The organism is Wolbachia endosymbiont of Madathamugadia hiepei (assembly GCF_013366855.1).
Classification (GTDB): domain Bacteria; phylum Pseudomonadota; class Alphaproteobacteria; order Rickettsiales; family Anaplasmataceae; genus Wolbachia.
This window is the reverse complement of record NZ_WQMP01000003.1, coordinates 1-18612: the sequence shown is the minus strand read 5'-3', so window position 1 is coordinate 18612 and position 18612 is coordinate 1. Positions and strand designations below refer to the sequence as shown.

The window sequence follows — 18612 nt, the reverse complement described above, 5'->3', positions numbered from 1 at the left end:
ATCTTTTCTACGCTTATTTCATATTCCATGCAACCCAAAAAGCCCTCTATTTCCAGCTCTTTCTTTATCGGCTAATCCATAGTTAGCGTTAAAAAGATGCCAATGTTTTTGAACAGATATTGACCGGGGCTTCTTTTGCCTTTTTTTCATTTGGTAAATTTTTTCAATATTTATGACTAAAGTAATTCAAGAGCCCGCAGCTTTACAGAAACGCCAAGCCTTTTTATGCAATAAGGCTAAGCAACATGCTTAAAGTCTCTATTTTTTCTTAGCAAAACATAAAAAGCTCCTTTACCGCCATGTTTTTTTGTAGCTTGCTGGTAATACAGAATCATGTGCTGAATTTTAGTATCATTTAACCACTTATTTAAGTTATTCTTTATAGTATCCGTTTTACCTGTTGCACTACCGTGTCCCGTGATTATCAATAAGCATCTATTCTCTGCCCGATAATTTTTAATGATAAAATCTATCAACTTACAGTAAGCATCCTCTATATTATAACCGTGTAAATCGAGTTTATCGCTTATAGAATATTTACCCCTATCAACCCTTGATTTTGTGTTGTAGTCAAGACAAAATGATAAGCTAACATCGTTGGCATCAAGGAAATTTTCTCGTAAGTTAAAAGTACCTTTATCAGCTACAGGCTTTATATTCACTTTATGATCAACTTTTAAAGTAACTTTTTCAGATTTTATTGGCTTAACATTTTTTCGCCAGTCTAACTCACCATCTGACATAAACGCATTAATTAATTGTATAATTTTACAACAATATCTACATATAGTAAAATGTCGTTTATTTTACGATCTTCAATAATACGATGAAATCGTTAAAAGCTAATGAGAATTTTTGGCTATATGGAAAGCATGCCTGCATGTCAGCACTGAAGAATAAAAATAGGCAGTGCATGGAACTGTTGACAACAGAGAACTTCTACGAAGAGCATGAAAAAGAAATTAGGCAATATATAGATAGCAAGGGCGTTAAAGTCCAATTAGTAGAAAATAAAACACTTAATAACATTTTGTCCAAAGGTGCTAACCATCAAGGAGTTGCTTTAAAAGTTGCTCCTACTTTTCACAACTTAAGCATCGAAGAAATAGCAAACTCAAGCGATAGCTCTACTATAGTAATTTTAGATCAAGTCACTGACACACACAATATAGGATCAATTCTTAGAACATCAGCTTGTTTTAATGTTGATGCAGTGGTTTTACCATACAACCATTCACCAAACGAAAACGCATCTATCGCCAAAGCAGCAAGTGGAGCATTAGATATTGTCCCGCTAATATACGTCACAAACATAGTAAAAACTATGGAATATTTAAAAAAGGTCGGCTACTGGTGTTACGGGTTTGATGGCGATGCTAAAGAGAATGTAGACGAAATAAAGAGCTTTGGAAGAAAGATAGTGATCATCTTTGGTTCTGAAGAAAAAGGAATGCGGCGGTTAGTTAAAGAAAATTGTGACTATCTTGTAAAAATCCCAATGTCAAACGCAATTGACAGCTTAAATGTTTCAAATGCAGCGGCAATAGGACTATATTCCATTTACATTAGAACAAAAATAACTGTACATTAATTGCAATAAAAAGTGATTTTATGCTTGATAAAGATGTAGTTTTGTATTATAATATTATTAAGGGATAAAAGGAGTTATATTTATGTCTTACATGAGAAATGAACAAGATATTCGCTCTCAGGGCGTTTATTATAGTGCTGGACTTAGAAGTTACCTAACTAAAGTATATAATTATATGGCTTTAGCTTTAGGTGTTACCGGGCTTGTTGCGTTTCTAACGGTATTTTCTGGTCTTTTTCAGGTAATCTATTCTAACCCCGTTCTGCTGTTTGTAGTAATGTTGTCTCCGTTTGCATTGGTATTCTATATGTATTATAGAATTCAAAATCTAAGCGCTCAGTCCACCATTACTATATTTTTCTTATTTTCAGCCTTAATGGGGCTTTCCTCATCTTATATTTTTGTACGTTACACTGCAGAAAACATAGCAAGAGCATTCTTCATCACGTCGATTATGTTTGGCTCTATGGCTCTATATGGGAACACCACAAAAAAAGACCTGACCAGCATGGGATCTTTCTTGATTATGGGAACCTGGGGGTTAATTATTGCATCGATAGTAAACTTATTTCTTGGAAGCAGTCCTCTCTACTTTGCAGTATCATTCATATCAGTAATAGTATTTACCTTACTGACTGCGTACGATGCTCAGCAAATTAAAGACGTTTATTATAGGTATAATGATGGCTCAGAAGTTGTAGCCACTAAGTTGGCAATACTTGGTGCAACTACTCTTTATTTTGACTTTATTATTATATTCAAGCATTTACTCAGGTTTCTTAGCTTGCTTAATAGTAGGGACTAGATGTTCTCCTTTTTAAGGGGGAATAGTAAAAATTCTATAGTTTTCTTTTTGATATCTTTAGTGATATTGATGCTATGTCTTGCATATGCATCGGTACCACTATATAGCATTTTCTGTAAAGCTACTGGATATGGTGGCACAACGAGAAAAGTAACCAACACAGCGGCGAATATAACTAATCAAAAAATTAGAGTCCATTTCAACGCTGATGTAATGCCGGATCTGCCTTGGGAATTTAACTCAGAAACTAATTACATTGATACAAACATAGGTGAACAAAGTTTAGCATTTTATTACGCAAAAAACCTATCTGATCAGTCTTCGTTTGGAATGGCAGTGTATAATGTCACGCCTTTCAAAGCAGGCAAATATTTCAATAAAGTTGCATGTTTTTGCTTTGAAGAACAAATGTTACTGCCAAAACAAAAAGCAGCTATGCCCGTATCCTTTTATATAGACCCTGAGATAATGCGCGACAATAGCACGAAAGATTTAAGTGAAATAACACTATCATATACGTTTTTTAGGCTTAAATAGTGTGAGTCTTTTACTACTGGAGAAAGCCGTAAATCTCATCTTTCCAAACGTATGTATAAGTTGTGAATGTATAATTGATAAAAATTATGATCTGTGTGATGAGTGTAACAAAAAAATCAATTTTCTAACCAAACATCACTGCAATGTTTGCGGCACAGTAATTTCAGATAACATTTATACGTGCAGTAAATGCATTGCTAACCCTCCACCGTTTAAAGTGTTAAGATCAGCTTTTGCTTATGATCAACATAGTAAAAATATGATTATAAATTTTAAATTTTTTGATAATTTAAATTATGTAAAAACTTACGTAAAATGGATGTACCAAGCTAATTGGGATGTATTCCAAGATGCAGAGATTATAATTCCTATACCGCTTCACAAAATGCGCTTGCTTAAGCGTAAATACAATCAAGCAGCATTGCTCGCGAGGGAACTCAGCAGGTTATCCAACTTATTTTATGCACCATTTGCAACAAAGCGTCCTCGCCATACCACTCCTCAAGCTGGTCTTTCACTTAAACAGCGTGAGAAAAATCTAAAAAGGGCTTTTAAAACAAGCAACAAGGAAATTATCAAAAATAAGATCGTGATACTGGTTGATGACGTGGTAACAACTGGAGCAACCGTAAGGTCTTGCTCTCAAGAAATTTTAAATTCTGGCGCAAGGGAAGTGAGAGTGCTTTCGCTTGCGAGAACCATATGAAAATCAGCTTTAAGGTATAACTTTTCATTTTTAACAATGGTTTAGTGTCTTAGTACTAAACTTTGTATCATTCCACTCAAAAAAAATCCAGTTATAGTATATATTAGATCTATAATTATTTTCCAATACAGTTCTTTATTGAAAAATTCAGAAAAATGTTGTATACTTACTGCAATAGTAGATTTTGGTGAAACTTATGGCAGATTCAAGCATTAATATTAGTGAAAAAGTTTTAAAAGATCTTGTTCGTCTGGCTAAAGTAAAAAACCAATCAGTTCAAGAACTAGCAGAGCAGTTTATACAAGAAGCAATTGAAAATGAAGAAGATATGGCGATAGTCAAACTCGCTATTCAACGCGACACCCGAGATGCAAAATTCATCAGACATGAAGACATCAACTGATGACAAGTACTTAATCTGTTATGAGGAAAATGTAGTTTACAAAGACATTCCAAGTCTTCCTAAAACAATATGGTTAAGGATAAAAGAAATCGTAAAGGAGCGCCTTACACTTTCTTCTGAAAAGGCAGGGGGGTCCCTTGCTTGGTGAGTTCAAGGGACATCGTAGAATACGATCGGGTGATTACCGCTTGGTTTATAGGATCAGTAAATTAGAACGTATGGTAATAATTACTGCAATAGAGCATAGAGAATACATTTACAAAAGTTAAGACCTTTCATATAAACATTGATACTTTATTATATAGTCTTCCTTCCACCTTAGGTGGTTTCATTCAACTCAAAAAAACTCATCTTTTGGCTCTCCCTAATAACCTCAACATCACTGAATGCAAAAGTTTGGCCGCTCACGATTTGGGATTTTTCATGTCCTTTTCCTGCAACCAGCAGAATCATACCTTCGTTATAAGCAATATCTATGCCTTTCTCTATAGCTTCTTTTCTGTCTCCTACCTCCAGTGCATCAGAACAATGTAGTAAAATATCATGACGAATTTTTGCTGGATCTTCATCACGCGGATTATCATCTGTAACTATCACTCTGTCTGCATACATTTGTGCTATTTTACCCATTTCTGCACGTTTTATTTGATCACGATTTCCACCACAACCAAAAACTAGGATTATTTTTTTGTTGAAGTGCCATTTTAAAGATAACAGAGCTTGTTTAAGTGCACTTGGAGTGTGTGCGTAATCCACAAATGCAAAAGGTTTCACTTTTTCCATTCTTCCCGGTGGAGAAACGAGTTTGTCTATACATATCCTTTGATATTCAACTCCAGATGAGATAACTATGCCGATTGCACACAGCAAACTATACGCCTGAAATTGCCCTAGAACTGGAAAAAACGTGTCATAAATTTCACCACCAATTTTAATTGTCAGGTGTTGACCACTTTGAGTTGGTATTTGCTTTATTAAAGCAATATCAGAAGCTGTTTTTCCATAAGTTATAACTTTTTTGCCACGTTCTTTAGCTATCTTGAGCAATGTGTAGTATTCATCTACATCCGCATTTAAAATTGCTGTTTTTTCTTTTGGCAGTACCTCATAAAACAACCTTTTCTTAGCCTCAAAATACTTGCTGATATCCTGATGATAATCTAAATGATCCTGCGAGAAATTTGTAAAAGCCGCAGCAGTGAGCCTAAGTCCATGAATTCTGCATTGGTCAATCCCATGGCTTGAAGCCTCTAACACTAAGTGCTCTATGCCTTTATTGTTTATATCACGTAATGTTGCATAAAGGTCCTCTGCATCTGGAGTGGTAAGGCTGTTATCTTTTCTATCATTATTTACACATGTTCCGAGCGTTCCGATAGATGCAGCATTGCAGCCAACGTTACGCCAGATTTGAGAGCAAAACTCCACCACCGAAGTCTTGCCATTTGTACCTGTTACAGCAGCAATATATTTTGGCTGTTTGAATTGATAAAACCTGCTAACTATTTTGCTATATATTTCTTGAGGGTTTGGATGGAAGATGCAGATTCCAGCATCATGCGCTACAAAGTTTGCTATTATCGCTGAAGCTCCTATTATGCCATTCATGCATTTCTCACGTTCCTCTGACACACAAACAAAAAGATAACCTTCTTTGATTCTTTTGGGGTTACATGTGACGCCTCTGATTTCAACATCAAAGTTGACGTCAACAATGTTATGCAGTAACTCTCTTAGTTTCACATTTTACTTCATCATTTTTGGTATTCAAACATGGCAATCTTGCTAATGCAGCGTTTAAATCAGAGACTAAATCTTCAGGATTCTCTAGTCCACAAAATATTCGCACGAAACTTCCACCATAATCTGAATTCATTACAGATCTTGACATAGATTTATGATCTATTGGTAATATTAAACTATCGCACCCTCCCCAAGAAGCACCGATACCAAAAATTTCCATGTGATCAACCATGAAGCTTAGTTCCTCACATGAATATTCTTTATCTAATATTACACTGAACACACCACTTGCTCCTTTGAAGTAGCTTTCCCACAACTCGTGCTGGGGATGAGAAGGAAGCGCTGGATATAAGACTTTTCTGATTTTTGGATGTTTTTCCAGCCATTTTGCCACTGCCATTGCTGTACTTTGATGCCTCTTCATGCGTGTGTGCAATGTCCTAAGTCCCCTGTGTGCAAGGTAACAATCGTGTGATTGAACAGTGACTCCGTAGTTCTTATAATTCTCATAAAGCAACTTAAAATTTTTTCCTTCAGCAACAATAGCTCCCATCAATAAATCCGAGTGACCGGCTAGATACTTTGTAACTGCATACAGCGCAACATCAATTCCATAGTCGAGCGGCTTAAATAATAAAGGAGTGGCCCACGAATTGTCGCAAATGGTTACGATCCCGTGTTTTTTAGCAACTTTTACTATGTGTTCTATATTCGAAATTTCAAATGTTACAGAGCCAGGAGTTTCGATCATGATGAGTAAAGTATTACTTTGAATCAAATCAGCTATGTCCTGTGTTGGATCATAAAAAGTTACTTCTATTCCCCTGCTCGGCAGCTCATTTTCGGCAAATCGCCTAAGTCGGTAGTAACTATTATCTTGAACCAGAACATGCGAACCTGCTTTAGTAAAAGTCAAAATAGCGAAAGTAAGTGCAAATAGTCCAGAGGGATAGATCAATGCCTGCCCCCTACCCTCAATTTCAGCGAGCGCGTTTGAAAGGTAGTGAGCAGTGGGTGTACCAACACTGCCGTAACTATAATCCCTTGCAACGCCATCGTTGATCACATCGTATATACTTTCCCCATTTGCTGCATTTAAGTAGTCCTTGTAAGTAGGAAATAGTATGGTAGAAGAATGATAAATTGGCGGGTTCATAGAACCTTTGCAGTCATTGAATTTTCTTCCTGCTTTAACCAACAAAGATTCTTCTTTCACGCTTTTATTATTTTATTTTTCAAATTGTATTCACTTTGCGTATACAATTGAAGAGAAATTGCGTGTACTCGCTCTATCTCACTCTTCAACAATTCATAAATCAACTTGTGCCTCTTTAGAACACTCATTCCAACAAAGTCGTCAGATATTAATATTAATCCAACGTGTGAAGGTAATGTTGAAGGCGAAGAAAAATAGTGATCCGCATGTTTAACAGACTCGTCAACAATGTTAACATTGACTACATTTATTGCATTGCGTATTTTTTCTTCTATTGCCTTAATGATATCCATACATAGCTCCTGTCATCCAAGCAGCGTGACTACTTGAGTCCATATTCTTTTTTCTGGATTTCAGCGTCACGCACCGGAATGATAAGAAAGGAGTACGCCAACTACCTATTCTCTTCTTTATTATCTACGTCCCGGTAATCAGAATCTACTACTTTTTCTTCTTTGTCATGTAGATTTCCTTCTGACGAGAAGTCACTTTCAGCACTGTTTTGTTGAGATTCTTTATACATAGCTTCTCCAAGTTTCATAGATAATTGAGAGAGATTAGTAATTTTCTGCTGTATTGAATCGGTATCATCAATGTTACCAGATTTGCTAGCTTCTTTTAAATCATTCACTGCATTTTCAATGGCAGACTTATCTTCTGGTGAAACTTTATCACCATACTCTTTTAGAGACTTCTCTGTAGAATGAACTAAACTATCTGCCTGGTTCTTCACTTCAATGAATTTCTTACGTTTCTCATCTTCTTGTGCTTTTTCCTCAGCTTCTTTCACCATGCGATTTATTTCATCATCAGACAAACCACCTGAAGACTGAACACGTATTTTCTGTTCTTTTCCAGTAGCTTTATCTTTCGCAGAAACATGCACTATTCCATTTGCATCTATATCGAACGTCACTTCGATCTGAGGAACTCCACGAGGAGCAGGTGGTATTCCTTCCAAACTAAATTGGCCAAGCAGTTTATTATCAACTGCCAATTTTCTTTCACCTTGATGCACCTTAATGGTAACAGCTGTTTGGTTGTCTTCTGCAGTTGAAAATACCTGAGATTTTTTAGTAGGAATGGTAGTATTGCGCTCAATAAGTGGAGTGAACACTCCCCCTAGTGTTTCAATACCAAGAGAAAGTGGAGTCACGTCAAGCAATAACACGTCTCTTACATCACCTTGAATGATTCCTGCTTGTATTGCAGCTCCAATTGCCACAACTTCATCTGGGTTCACCCCTCTATGTGGATCTTTGCCAAAGAATTCTTTAACTTTCTCTATTACTTTTGGCATACGAGTCATGCCACCAACAAGAACCACTTCACCAATTTGACTAGCAGACAAACCAGCATCCTCAAGAGCTTTTTTGCAAGGAACCATAGTCCTTTCGATTAAATCGTTTACTAAGCTTTCAAGTTTTGCCCTTGTTAACTTCATATTTAAGTGTTTTGGACCACTTGCATCAGCTGTAATGAACGGTAGATTTATTTCCGTTTCCATTGCGCTTGATAATTCAATCTTCCCTTTTTCAGCAGCTTCTTTGATTCTCTGCATAGCCATTGGATCATTTTTCAAATCAATACCATTGCTTTTCTTGAATTCATCTAGTAAATAACTCACCACTGCATTATCGAAGTCTTCACCTCCAAGACGAGTGTCACCATTTGTAGCCTTTACCTCAAAAACCCCGTCACCTATTTCAAGTATTGAAACATCAAATGTACCACCACCAAGGTCATACACCACTATTGTGTGTCCATGTTTCTTATCAAGACCATAAGCAAGAGCTGCAGCAGTCGGTTCGTTAATTATTCTGAGTACATTCAATCCAGCAATTTTCCCTGCATCTTTTGTTGCTTGACGCTGAGAATCATTGAAGTATGCTGGCACTGTTATTACAGCATCCTTCACTTCCTCTCCAAGATAAGCTTCTGCTGCTTCTTTCATATTTTGTAGTATAAACGCACCAACTTGACTAGGGGAGTATTCTTTACCATCTGTTGTTTTAACCCAAGCATCGCCATTTTTTGCCGCGAACACTTTATATGGCACATTTAAACTTTTCATTTCAGGGTCACCATACTGACGGCCTATTAATCTCTTAGTAGCAAAGAAAGTATTACTTGCATTGGTGGTTGCTTGTCTTTTTGCAGGAGCGCCAATCAACCTTTCTCCTGATGAAGTAAATGCAACTATAGATGGAGTAGTTCTTGCCCCTTCTTTATTTTCTATTATATTTTTGTCTATCGCAACACAAGAATTTGTTGTTCCAAGATCTATACCTATTGCTCTTCCCATAATAAATACTCCCTTATAAATATTATCTGATATAAGAATATATAAGTATAGAACTTGCCAATTACAAGTCCCATTTAGGATTTCTAGTTAGCTATTAGAGCCCAAAAGACGTGAAAGCCACTTAGTTAACCAAAAATTGCTTTGCAATCCACCTGAATTATCAGCTCTTTCATTGTTACTAGTCTCAATTTTGTAACCAGAGTTTTGCAATGGCTTACAATCATTTAAATTAACGTCATCACCTCGTTTTAAAATGAATGCATCTATACTCAAATTGTTATCAGCGCTAACGTTTAATTTAATATTAAACTCTCTTTCAATTGTAGAAACTGTATCGCGCTTATTATTAAAAACATGTGCTATAATTGAACTATGTGCTACCAAATCAAACGACCTATTCCGATTCCTAATAGCAACGTGTTGCAAGTCTCTCAGTATTGATGCAACAATTACTTCATTTGATTTTACTTTTCCAATTCCTTTACAATGCAGGCACTCTGTAGTATTAATCTCCTGTATGTTTGGTTTAATTCTCTGCCTTGAAAACACCATTAAACCAAAATCATTTATGTAGCTGAACTGAACTCTAGCTTTATCATCCTTGAACGCCTGCCTAATAGCAGATTCAACAGCTCTACAATACTGATACTTCAACATATCAATAAAATCGACCACTATTAACCCTGATAAGCCTCTTAAATTTACCTGTCTTGATATTTCAGGCGCTGCTTCCATATTGGTTCTGTAAGCTGTTTCTTCTATACTATCTTCCCCCGTCATTTTCCCTGAATTTACATCTATTGAAACAAATGCCTCAGTTAAAGTTATTATCAAAGACCCACCGGATGGCAATTTCACTCTATTGCTATATAACTCAGAAATTTGACCCTCGATTCCGTAGTAAGTAAATATCGGAACGAAACCCCTATACAACCTATACCGCAACTTACTACCTTTTAATACATTTCTAGCGTATTGCCTTACTGTTTCAAAAGCTTCTTTTCCAGATATTACAACTTCCACATCATTGCTACAGAAATCACGGATAGATTTCATAATCAGATCTGCTTCGTTATAAATCAACGATGGAACATTTACAGAGGAGACATTTTCTTGAATATTTTGCCACAACGAAGATAAATAATTGTAATCCTGCTCAATTTCTTTTTTACTTTTTCCCGAACCAACGGTCCTTATTATTAAACCTGACCTCTTCGGTAACTCTATTGAATTCAATATATCCTTTAACTGTTTTCTAACGTTAACATCTTCGATTCTGCGGGACACACCACCCCTGCTCATGGAATTTGGCATAAAAACACAATACCTGCCCACTAAAGTTATGTACGTTGTAAATGAAGCCCCTTTATTACCTCGTTCCTCTTTAGTGAGTTGAACCAACATTTTTTGATTGACCGAAATAACATCTTGTAATTTATATCTCCTATATAAAGATACCTCCCTTACAAAACCATTACCGGATTCATTAATACTCCTACTAGTTGTAGAATCTGAAGAAGTATTTGCCGATGCACCGTTACCTTCCTCCGTACAATCACCACTTGAATAGGTTTCAAAGAAAGCTTCCTTCTCCTTTTCTGGAATATTAAAGTAATCTGGAGATATTTCGGAAAAAGATAAAAAACCTTGCTTATTCTTCCCATATTCAATAAATACAGCTTGCAAAGAAGGCTCTACACGCTTTACATGAGCAATATATATGTTGCCTCTTAACTGCCTTTTTTCCTTGAATTCCTGTTCAAACTCTACAACCCTGTTATTTACTGACAAAGCAACTCTCACCTCATCAGAGCAGATAGAATTTTCCATTAATAGTAACTTTTTATCACTATTTGCCACTTATTTACCTTTTGTTTTTCATTCTGAAATTAACCTTATGCTACTCAGCACACTGCTTATTGTCAAGAATTTTGCAATATATTTGCAATCTATATCGCTTAAAGATACAAAATAGTTGACTTTGAGTGTTTCATATAATACACTCACACAGAATTTATATTATTGTATAAGTATGGCAAAAAAAAATGCTTCTTTGCCTGTTAAGCTAGTTAGTAGCGCAACTAAGACAACAAGCACTGGTGAAGAAAAATCAACAGGTTACTTTTATGTAAAAAAGCGTAATCCCAAAAAGCTTACTAGAAAATTGGAGTTCAGAAAGTATGATCCAGTAGTCAGAAAGCACGTATTATTTAAAGAAGAAAAACTGAAGTAATTTTATAAGGAAGTTCGTTATTATGCAAGATTTACAGCTACATTATCCCATAGTAATAGAATTGGACGATATAAAAGGTACAAAACTGAAGTTAATAAAGATTGTTGCATGTCTAATAAATAAGAGATTCAGAACACAAAAAAAAGCAGCAGCCTTTCTAAAGATTGATCAACCTAAAGTATCTCAAATTAATAAGTCAAAAATTGAAGGGTTCTCTTTAGAATACTTGCTTAACTTATTAGTTGCATTGGATCAAAACATACGCGTGAAAATAAAGTACAGTATCCATTCAGGAACGTAGTGAATATTGAAGCAAAAGTGGTGTCAGCTACTTGCATGACACCGTCTGCTACACAAATAAATCGCAATATTCGTACAGCTATGCGTTAATGGTAGAAATTTTAGAGAGAAGTTCTATACACAATCACTGACATTTTTCCTTAGGTTGACGCCATTATAGCGTTTTTTTGGTATTCTGGAATCAATATAATTGGTGGCTGAGGAGGGACTTGAACCCACGACCAAGAAATTATGATCCTCCTGCTCTACCAACTGAGCTACTCAGCCTAATTGAAGACCTTGTTATATATATGGTCTATATGCTTTGTATAATAAGCAAAATCAAACAAAGATTCAAGTTTTTCAGAGTCAATAACTCCAAGCAAGGATTTATCTTGTTTCAATTCGGACAGAAAATCACTGTTGTCTTGTTTCACTTTCATTGCATTGCTCTGAACAATTTTATACGCTTCTTCCCTAGTCAAACCACTATTTACTAACTCAAGCAATACACGCTGTGAGAAAATTAAACCTTTTGCTGAATTTAAGTTCTTTTCAATGTTTTCCTCGTTAATTACTAATTTATCTATTAAATCTGTCAATCGCACTAAAGCAAAATCCATTGTTATGCAAGCATCAGGAGCAATACATCTTTCCACGGACGAATGTGATATATCTCGCTCGTGCCACAATGCAACATTTTCCAGTGCAGGAAATACGTAGCTACGTATTAAACGTGAAAGTCCAGTTAGATTTTCACTTAAAATAGGATTACACTTGTGTGGCATAGCAGAGCTTCCTTTCTGCCCAGTGGAAAAATATTCCGAAACTTCGCCAACTTCAGTTCTTTGTAAATGACGAATTTCAACGGCTACATTTTCCATTGAACTTGCAATCACCCCTAAAATTGAAAAGAACGCGGCGTGTCTATCACGAGGAATTACTTGAGAAGATACAGTCTCAGATATAAGTCCCATTTTTTTTGCTACATATTCTTCAACAAATGGATCAACATTCACAAAATTACCTACTGCGCCTGATATTTTGCAAGTTGAGATCTCCTTTTGTACATTAATTAGCCTTTGGTAGTTGCGTTTAAATTCTGCATAAAACCTGGCAAATTTTAACCCAAGTATAGTCGGCTCTGCATGCATTCCGTGACTACGCCCAACACACACAACACCTTTGTAGTCCTCAGCTTTTTTTTTCAACGCCGCAAGTAAGTTTTTTAGATTTTCAAGTAGAATATCACACGACTCTTTCAGTTGCACAGCAAGACACGTGTCCAAAACATCAGAACTCGTCATCCCATAGTGGAGGTAACGAGCATCAACTCCCATTTTTTCAGCAATATATGTGAGGAAAGCTATAACATCGTGTTTTACAGTGGATTCGATTTCGTTGATTCGCTTAATATCAAACTCGATAGTGCCAGAAAGCCTTTCAGCAACATCACTTGGAACCACTCCTAACTCTGCTTGAGCCTCGCACGCTGATTTTTCTATTTTGAGCCATATATTAAACTTGTTGTTCTCTTCCCAAATGGAAGACATTTCTTTACGACTATAACGAGGAATCACTAAATGGCCTCCTTTTCATTTCTGAGTATCAGTGGACTTTGTTGCACAGCAACTAAAAAACTTGATAGTTGCTGACAAAATTCATTGTGAGACAGTCGTTTAAACATTAAAGAAAAAATATGTTACAAAAAATAAAAGTCAGCAACCAAAACGAATATAACAAATTTTTCGAGGAAATGGGACATATTTTTCACTTCGTTGATAGACTTCTCGCATAACTTAGGCTAAGCAGAAAAAAAGACAATAAAACCCCGAGTGGCGAGTTTTGACTCCATAATACTTTAAATTGGCGCTATAATAATTTGCTGACGCTTAGTTCAAGCGCGATTTGGCTGAATATAAAAAAAATGAAAAAGACATGCAGCCGCTATAATTTGATACAATCTGCCAAAAAATACCCTGAGTTTTTTACTGAATTTTGTCATTGAGCATGCAGATCAAAAACAAGTTTTGAGTTAGAAATACCCTTATTTTTATAATAGCAGGGTTGGTGAAAGTTGTCAAGCAAATTTTTGTAGCTCCCATGGTCTTAAAAACCAGTGTCACGCGCTGAAATGACAACAAGAGGGAAGAATCTACTGTAGTTAATGGTAATTTAATCAATTCTGATTAAAAGTGGAGAGATCAGTTAATGATAAAACAAAAGTGGCGACATACTGCTTTTTACGGTGTGGAGCCGAGAGTAACTGTAGGGCATCGCTCTTGATGCTCTTTTTTTGGTGCCAAAAAGAAAATTTTAGATTATCATATACTTAAGATGTATTAGTTGATTAGAAAATTAGTGAAAAAATGCTCAAACACAGCGGCCCAAAGAAACTAAAGTCTATAATAGAAAACTATGCATTAAAATGCATGAAGAGTAAGCTGAGCAAAAATGAGGTACGTCTTATTTTAAACTGGAGAAGCATAGTTGGAGAGGAAATAGCAGGGTGTACGAAGCCAAAAAAGATCTCGTATGCACAAAATATAAATTCCGGTGTTTTGCATCTGGTGGTAACAAATGGCAGCAAAGCGCTGGAAATTCAGCATATGGTTTCTCTTATAATGGAGAAAATCACAATATTTTTTGGCTACAAAGCAGTATATGGTATAAAAATTAAGCAGGAGAGTATTGACTATTTCGCTGTATAAGGTAATCTAAGTACATAAAATAACTTGGTATATTAAAGTGAGTAGAGTTTGCGAATTAACAAACAGGAAAAAGTCTTTTGGTAATAAGGTATCACATTCAAAGCGTAAAACAAAGCGCACCTTTCGCTTAAATTTGTGCAATGTTACGTTGATGAGCAACATATTGAACAAAAAATTTAAATTTCGCGTAGCGTCGAGAACTTTGAGAACTATAGATTATAAGGGTGATCTTGACGCTTTTTTGCTCAACACAAGAACAGTTAAGCTAAGCGAGAAAGCACAAAAAATAAAAAGAAGGTTGAAAAAAGTTTTAGCAAAACAAGAGGTAGAACTAGCCGTTTCAGATGCATAGTAAGCCTCCATGGCTAAGGGCAAAAGCTCCAACTGGTGAAATATTCAATGAGACCTTAAACACTGTCAAGTTGCATAATCTGTATACGGTGTGCGAGGAGGCTGCATGCCCAAATATTGGTGAATGTTGGAATAAGCGTCATGCTACTGTGATGATTCTTGGTTCCGTTTGCACTCGCGCTTGTGCGTTTTGCAATGTTGCAACTGGTATTCCTGATAAATTAGATCCTCACGAGCCAGAAAATTTAGCAAAGGCGATAAAAAAATTAAACTTAAAGCATGTCGTTATTACCTCTGTTGACCGTGATGATTTACCAGATGGCGGAGCAAACCAGTTTATAAGGTGTATAAAAGAAATTAGAAAGATAATTCCAGAAACAACAATAGAGATTCTAACTCCCGATTTTTTGAACAAGAAAGGAGCATTCGAAGCGATTGCTGTTGCATCACCTGATGTCTACAACCACAATATTGAAACAGTGCCAAGATTATATGCAAAGATAAGGCCAAGGGCTCGCTATTTTCATTCACTGTATTTGCTGAAGATGGTAAAGCAAATTAACCCTAAGCTTTTCACCAAGTCAGGGCTTATGGTTGGTCTTGGGGAAACAAAAGAAGAAGTACTTCAAGTTATGGACGATTTTCGCAGTGCCGAGGTTGATTTTATAACGATCGGTCAATACCTGCAGCCAACTCCAAAGCATGCAAAAATCGATAGATATATTACGCCAGAGGAGTTTGAGCATTATAAATACGTTGCTTATTCCAAAGGGTTCTTAGTGGTTGCATCAAGTCCACTGACTAGGTCATCATATCACGCTGAGAAAGACTTTAACAGGCTCAAAGCTTGTCGTTGATATTAGATTGCATAACTTCTCCTTTAGTTACACAAGAAGTCTATCTCTACTTCTTCGAGTTAAGGTCAATTAGCTTTTCTTTAAGTATTATGTACTAAGCCTTTAGTTTAAAAATATTTGTTTACAGTAAAATCTAATCGGAGGAAATATGCAGAAGTACACTTTTAACATGGTCTGTACTGACGATACAGTAGGTGGCAATTCCGAGTATAAAAGGATAAAGCTTGTCGGGAACGTAAATGGTGAAGAAAAAACAATAAACCTCTGCGGTCCTTGCGTTGGATCATATAGCATTATTAAACAAGGTAATCAAGAATCTTTTAAACTATGAGCTGGGAGTGCAAAATATAATTTCCGTGAAGGTGACTTCTGTGATGGCTGGACAGATGAACAGCTCTACGACGAGAAAGCTATTCCCTTATCGGATGTTAAATTAAAGGTAATACTCGATGAAAATTGTGAATATAAGATCGCTGTATCTGTCCGTAATAATCAATGGATCACTTTGCCTAAATCGTCATTATTTGGTAAAAATCTTAATTTAGGGGAATACTACAATCGAGAACTTATTTTATCGAAAGGAGAAGAACTCTCACGCTATGAAGGTATAAGCTATTATATATCAAAAGTTATGTATGGTCAAACAGAGATTTGTGAGTTAACATCTTTTCGCTTTCCAAGCTTTCTTCAAGTCCGAGCTAAACTTGAGAGTTCTGCAAAAATTTGGAGAGATGTAGAAGGTAAAAAAATAGTTGTTGAAAAAAATGGTGAAGGTGGGCTTTCAATCTACCTTGCTGATAGCAATGGAGCTCGTTTTAGTATTATTGAGAGCGGTACAAAAGATGTTGTAGACTATGCAAACTCAACTTTAAAGCAGTATTGCTCGAAAGTTCTAATATAAGGGAAGTTCTGCCTGAGCTTGAGATTAATGATAGTGTGAACTTAGATAAAAGAAAGTTAAATTGCTTAATTAGTAAGATGCACAATGCAGATTTAGCACAAGTTGCAACTGAATTAGTTACTAACAAAAAAGATGAGCTAGGAAAAGCGGTTCTAGGGACGAAGGATAATGAAAATAAAGAAATCCTGGTGAACAGTCCTATTTTACAGGAAGGAGTGGTAAAAAAATTAAGAGAAAATCCGGAAAGTGCAAAGGGCTCTAAAGGTGATAAAGGTGAAGATGGTGAAGATGGTGAAAAAGGTCCACAAGGTGATCCTGGTCAGGATGGAGAAAGTCCATCAGCTGGTGCTGTAGCTACTCAACTACTTACTGATAGTAATAATAAAAATACGCTAGTAACTGAAGTTGCAGGTAATCAAGGTTTGCAAAATGCAGTAGCAACTAATTTAAAAGGTGACAAAAATTTCAAAGATTCTGTAAAAGGTGATCCTAGTCAAGATGGAAAAAGCCCATCAGTTGATGCTGTAGCTGCTCAATTACTTACTGATGAAAAAAAAGATACTTTGGTAACTGAAGTTGCAAGAAATGAAAGTTTACAAGAAGCTATAGCAGGCAATCCAGATTTGAGAACTTCTGAGGCTGGAGAAAGTCCATCAGTTAGTGCTGTAGCTGTTCAATTACTTACTGGTGCGAATAAAAACACATTGATAACTGAAGTTGCAAGTGACGAAGGTTTACAAGAAGCTATAGCAGGTAATCAGGTTCCAAAAGATGCAGTAACAACTGCTTTGAATGGTGATAATGATTTTCACAATATTGTAAAAAGAGCAACAATAGACAGCTCAACAAATGCTAACAACGCAAAATAGAACTTTACTTTGCAAAAAGGAGAAAAATTACTGGACGATACCTATGAGGCAAATATTGTTTCAGATGGTAAGACCATAGCTACTCTACCAAAAATAGGTTACTACATGCTCAATGATTAGTTGGTCGTGCGTAATCATGTTACGAAAGAGGAGGTGGCTATTCCCAGAGATTTCCATATTTAAAGGTTATTAAATTTGGCAGTGGTTTTAGTAGTGGTGATTATAAATTGACCTTTTGTAATGTACTTGGTAATGAGTTTTTTGAGTATAAAAAATATGACCCGCAGTATTCAAATGTTTTGGATGAATATAAGTTCATAAATTTAAATTGTGCGAAAAAAGAATATAATCTCAATCTCAGCGATTTATTTGGCCATCGGCCATCGTTTTTCATTATAGAAGGACCTGATGAACCAGGCTCTCCAGGTCATTATCAAGCTGGTGTGTTCGAATTAACAAATAACAACAAAGGTAGGAAAATGGCTACATTAATTGATAAATTTTGCTATTTTAATGAAAATGATCAGTTTAAGTGTTGCAATTACCACAAAGGAATGGAGTGCCGTATTTATGATACTTCTGAAATCAATCAAAAATATAGGATAACAGATGCAAATAACAAGTTCTCTCTTACAGGTTATGATGATGTAACTCTTCATGCCAATCCAGAGTTAATTTAACCATTCTCATATAGCTGACCAAGGAAAGATTCTCCACATCATACCGCCGTGGTACATCAGCAAGATCCCACTAACAAATAGCGAAATGACGGTTGTCGGTGTTACTTTAGTTATAAATATTTAAGAAGTTTACCAAATAAAAAACAAGGCAAAAGAAACCCCGTTGGTGGCTAATTATTTATATGTACCTCAAATATCGGCGTTTTTATTCTCAGCGCTACGATTCAGCTACTTTTAAATACAAGTAATCAAAATTGTAAACGTTAAGAAATTTACTAAGCAGGAAAAAAAGGCAAAAAAACTCTGAGGCAGATAGTATTCAAATTCTCCCTTCTCTATTTGACGTTCTATACTGTCTTAAACGACTTATAAGCGCGTTTCAGCTTGAAAACCAGAAGTTTTAAAAAGACATGAGGTGCACATAG

At 35.9% G+C, this 18612-nt stretch carries 24 protein-coding genes and 1 tRNA gene; 16 read left to right on the top strand and 9 right to left on the bottom strand.

Annotated features, from left to right (window positions below; translation table 11 throughout):
• Positions 1-18: 18 nt before the first annotated feature.
• Both GO685_RS05695 and GO685_RS00290 read right to left on the bottom strand, forming a co-directional pair.
• Positions 19-150, bottom strand: a complete 132-nt coding sequence (locus GO685_RS05695; protein WP_281356208.1) for a hypothetical protein — start codon at positions 148-150, stop codon at positions 19-21.
• An 86-nt stretch (positions 151-236) separates the two neighbouring features.
• Positions 237-743: a Smr/MutS family protein gene (locus tag GO685_RS00290; protein WP_175937054.1), complete on the bottom strand. Its 507-nt coding sequence runs from the start codon at positions 741-743 to the stop codon at positions 237-239.
• A gap of 83 nt (positions 744-826) precedes the next feature.
• Between GO685_RS00290 and rlmB the strand changes: the two genes are divergently transcribed.
• The 7 genes from rlmB (at position 827) to GO685_RS05445 (ending at position 4311) form a co-directional block, all read left to right on the top strand.
• Positions 827-1591, top strand: a complete 765-nt coding sequence (gene rlmB, locus GO685_RS00285) for a 23S rRNA (guanosine(2251)-2'-O)-methyltransferase RlmB (protein ID WP_175937053.1) — start codon at positions 827-829, stop codon at positions 1589-1591.
• An 82-nt stretch (positions 1592-1673) separates the two neighbouring features.
• On the top strand, positions 1674-2396 hold the full coding sequence (locus tag GO685_RS00280; RefSeq protein WP_175937052.1) for a Bax inhibitor-1/YccA family protein: 723 nt from the start codon (positions 1674-1676) through the stop codon (positions 2394-2396).
• The gene (locus tag GO685_RS00275) at positions 2397-2933 is read left to right on the top strand and encodes a cytochrome c oxidase assembly protein (protein ID WP_175937051.1); all 537 of its coding nucleotides are present in this window, start codon (positions 2397-2399) and stop codon (positions 2931-2933) included.
• A gap of 1 nt (position 2934) precedes the next feature.
• Positions 2935-3639 (top strand): double zinc ribbon domain-containing protein, encoded by a 705-nt coding sequence (locus GO685_RS00270; RefSeq protein ID WP_175937050.1) that lies wholly within the window; start codon positions 2935-2937, stop codon positions 3637-3639.
• A gap of 196 nt (positions 3640-3835) precedes the next feature.
• Positions 3836-4042 carry a DUF6290 family protein gene (locus GO685_RS00265; protein ID WP_175937049.1) on the top strand — a complete coding sequence of 69 codons (207 nt, stop codon included), beginning with the start codon at positions 3836-3838 and terminating at the stop codon, positions 4040-4042.
• A complete protein-coding gene (locus GO685_RS05450; RefSeq protein ID WP_246226286.1) occupies positions 4026-4190 on the top strand; it encodes a hypothetical protein in 165 nt (54 codons plus the stop codon). Before GO685_RS00265 ends, GO685_RS05450 begins: the two co-directional genes overlap by 17 nt.
• A complete protein-coding gene (locus GO685_RS05445) occupies positions 4180-4311 on the top strand; it encodes a type II toxin-antitoxin system RelE family toxin (protein WP_246226284.1) in 132 nt (43 codons plus the stop codon). The genes GO685_RS05450 and GO685_RS05445 overlap by 11 nt, the downstream gene beginning before the upstream one ends.
• A 49-nt stretch (positions 4312-4360) precedes the next feature.
• On the opposite strand, the gene GO685_RS00255 is transcribed toward GO685_RS05445, so the two are convergent.
• The 5 genes from GO685_RS00255 to GO685_RS00235 all read right to left on the bottom strand — a co-directional run bounded on the left by GO685_RS00255 (position 4361) and on the right by GO685_RS00235 (position 11166).
• On the bottom strand, positions 4361-5785 hold the full coding sequence (locus GO685_RS00255; RefSeq protein WP_175937048.1) for a UDP-N-acetylmuramoyl-L-alanyl-D-glutamate--2,6-diaminopimelate ligase: 1425 nt from the start codon (positions 5783-5785) through the stop codon (positions 4361-4363).
• Positions 5760-7001 carry a cystathionine beta-lyase gene (gene metC, locus GO685_RS00250; RefSeq protein WP_175937047.1) on the bottom strand — a complete coding sequence of 414 codons (1242 nt, stop codon included), beginning with the start codon at positions 6999-7001 and terminating at the stop codon, positions 5760-5762. The genes GO685_RS00255 and metC overlap by 26 nt, the downstream gene beginning before the upstream one ends.
• Positions 6998-7294 (bottom strand): BolA family protein, encoded by a 297-nt coding sequence (locus GO685_RS00245; RefSeq protein WP_175937046.1) that lies wholly within the window; start codon positions 7292-7294, stop codon positions 6998-7000. The genes metC and GO685_RS00245 overlap by 4 nt, the downstream gene beginning before the upstream one ends.
• Positions 7295-7395: 101 nt before the next feature.
• Positions 7396-9306, bottom strand: a complete 1911-nt coding sequence (gene dnaK / locus GO685_RS00240) for a molecular chaperone DnaK (protein WP_175937045.1) — start codon at positions 9304-9306, stop codon at positions 7396-7398.
• Between the two features lie 87 nt (positions 9307-9393).
• Entirely contained in the window at positions 9394-11166 is a 1773-nt protein-coding gene (locus GO685_RS00235) for an Rne/Rng family ribonuclease (RefSeq protein ID WP_175937044.1), read from the bottom strand.
• Between the two features lie 172 nt (positions 11167-11338).
• Between GO685_RS00235 and rpmG the strand changes: the two genes are divergently transcribed.
• Positions 11339-11539 carry a 50S ribosomal protein L33 gene (gene rpmG / locus GO685_RS00230; RefSeq protein WP_175937043.1) on the top strand — a complete coding sequence of 67 codons (201 nt, stop codon included), beginning with the start codon at positions 11339-11341 and terminating at the stop codon, positions 11537-11539.
• A 22-nt stretch (positions 11540-11561) separates the two neighbouring features.
• The gene (locus GO685_RS00225; protein ID WP_175937042.1) at positions 11562-11840 is read left to right on the top strand and encodes an XRE family transcriptional regulator; all 279 of its coding nucleotides are present in this window, start codon (positions 11562-11564) and stop codon (positions 11838-11840) included.
• 190 nt (positions 11841-12030) lie between these two features.
• Here GO685_RS00225 and GO685_RS00220 read toward each other — a convergent pair.
• A tRNA-Met gene (locus tag GO685_RS00220) sits at positions 12031-12106 on the bottom strand.
• Positions 12106-13398, bottom strand: coding sequence for an adenylosuccinate lyase (purB, locus tag GO685_RS00215; RefSeq protein ID WP_175937041.1), 1293 nt, complete (start codon positions 13396-13398; stop codon positions 12106-12108). Before purB ends, GO685_RS00220 begins: the two co-directional genes overlap by 1 nt.
• A gap of 789 nt (positions 13399-14187) precedes the next feature.
• On the opposite strand from purB, the gene GO685_RS00210 reads away from it, so the two are divergent.
• The 7 genes from GO685_RS00210 to GO685_RS00180 all read left to right on the top strand — a co-directional run bounded on the left by GO685_RS00210 (position 14188) and on the right by GO685_RS00180 (position 18187).
• On the top strand, positions 14188-14529 hold the full coding sequence (locus GO685_RS00210; protein ID WP_175937040.1) for a DUF721 domain-containing protein: 342 nt from the start codon (positions 14188-14190) through the stop codon (positions 14527-14529).
• Between the two features lie 37 nt (positions 14530-14566).
• Positions 14567-14881: a 50S ribosomal protein L28 gene (gene rpmB / locus GO685_RS00205; protein ID WP_175937039.1), complete on the top strand. Its 315-nt coding sequence runs from the start codon at positions 14567-14569 to the stop codon at positions 14879-14881.
• Complete coding sequence (gene lipA, locus GO685_RS00200; RefSeq protein WP_175937038.1) at positions 14874-15737, top strand: lipoyl synthase; 864 nt, start codon at positions 14874-14876, stop codon at positions 15735-15737. The genes rpmB and lipA overlap by 8 nt, the downstream gene beginning before the upstream one ends.
• Positions 15738-15885: 148 nt before the next feature.
• Positions 15886-16068: a hypothetical protein gene (locus GO685_RS00195; RefSeq protein WP_175937037.1), complete on the top strand. Its 183-nt coding sequence runs from the start codon at positions 15886-15888 to the stop codon at positions 16066-16068.
• Between the two features lie 174 nt (positions 16069-16242).
• The gene (locus tag GO685_RS00190; protein WP_175937036.1) at positions 16243-16638 is read left to right on the top strand and encodes a hypothetical protein; all 396 of its coding nucleotides are present in this window, start codon (positions 16243-16245) and stop codon (positions 16636-16638) included.
• Positions 16617-17507 (top strand): collagen-like triple helix repeat-containing protein, encoded by an 891-nt coding sequence (locus tag GO685_RS00185; RefSeq protein ID WP_175937035.1) that lies wholly within the window; start codon positions 16617-16619, stop codon positions 17505-17507. Before GO685_RS00190 ends, GO685_RS00185 begins: the two co-directional genes overlap by 22 nt.
• A gap of 227 nt (positions 17508-17734) precedes the next feature.
• Positions 17735-18187: a hypothetical protein gene (locus tag GO685_RS00180; RefSeq protein ID WP_175937034.1), complete on the top strand. Its 453-nt coding sequence runs from the start codon at positions 17735-17737 to the stop codon at positions 18185-18187.
• Positions 18188-18612: the final 425 nt, after the last annotated feature.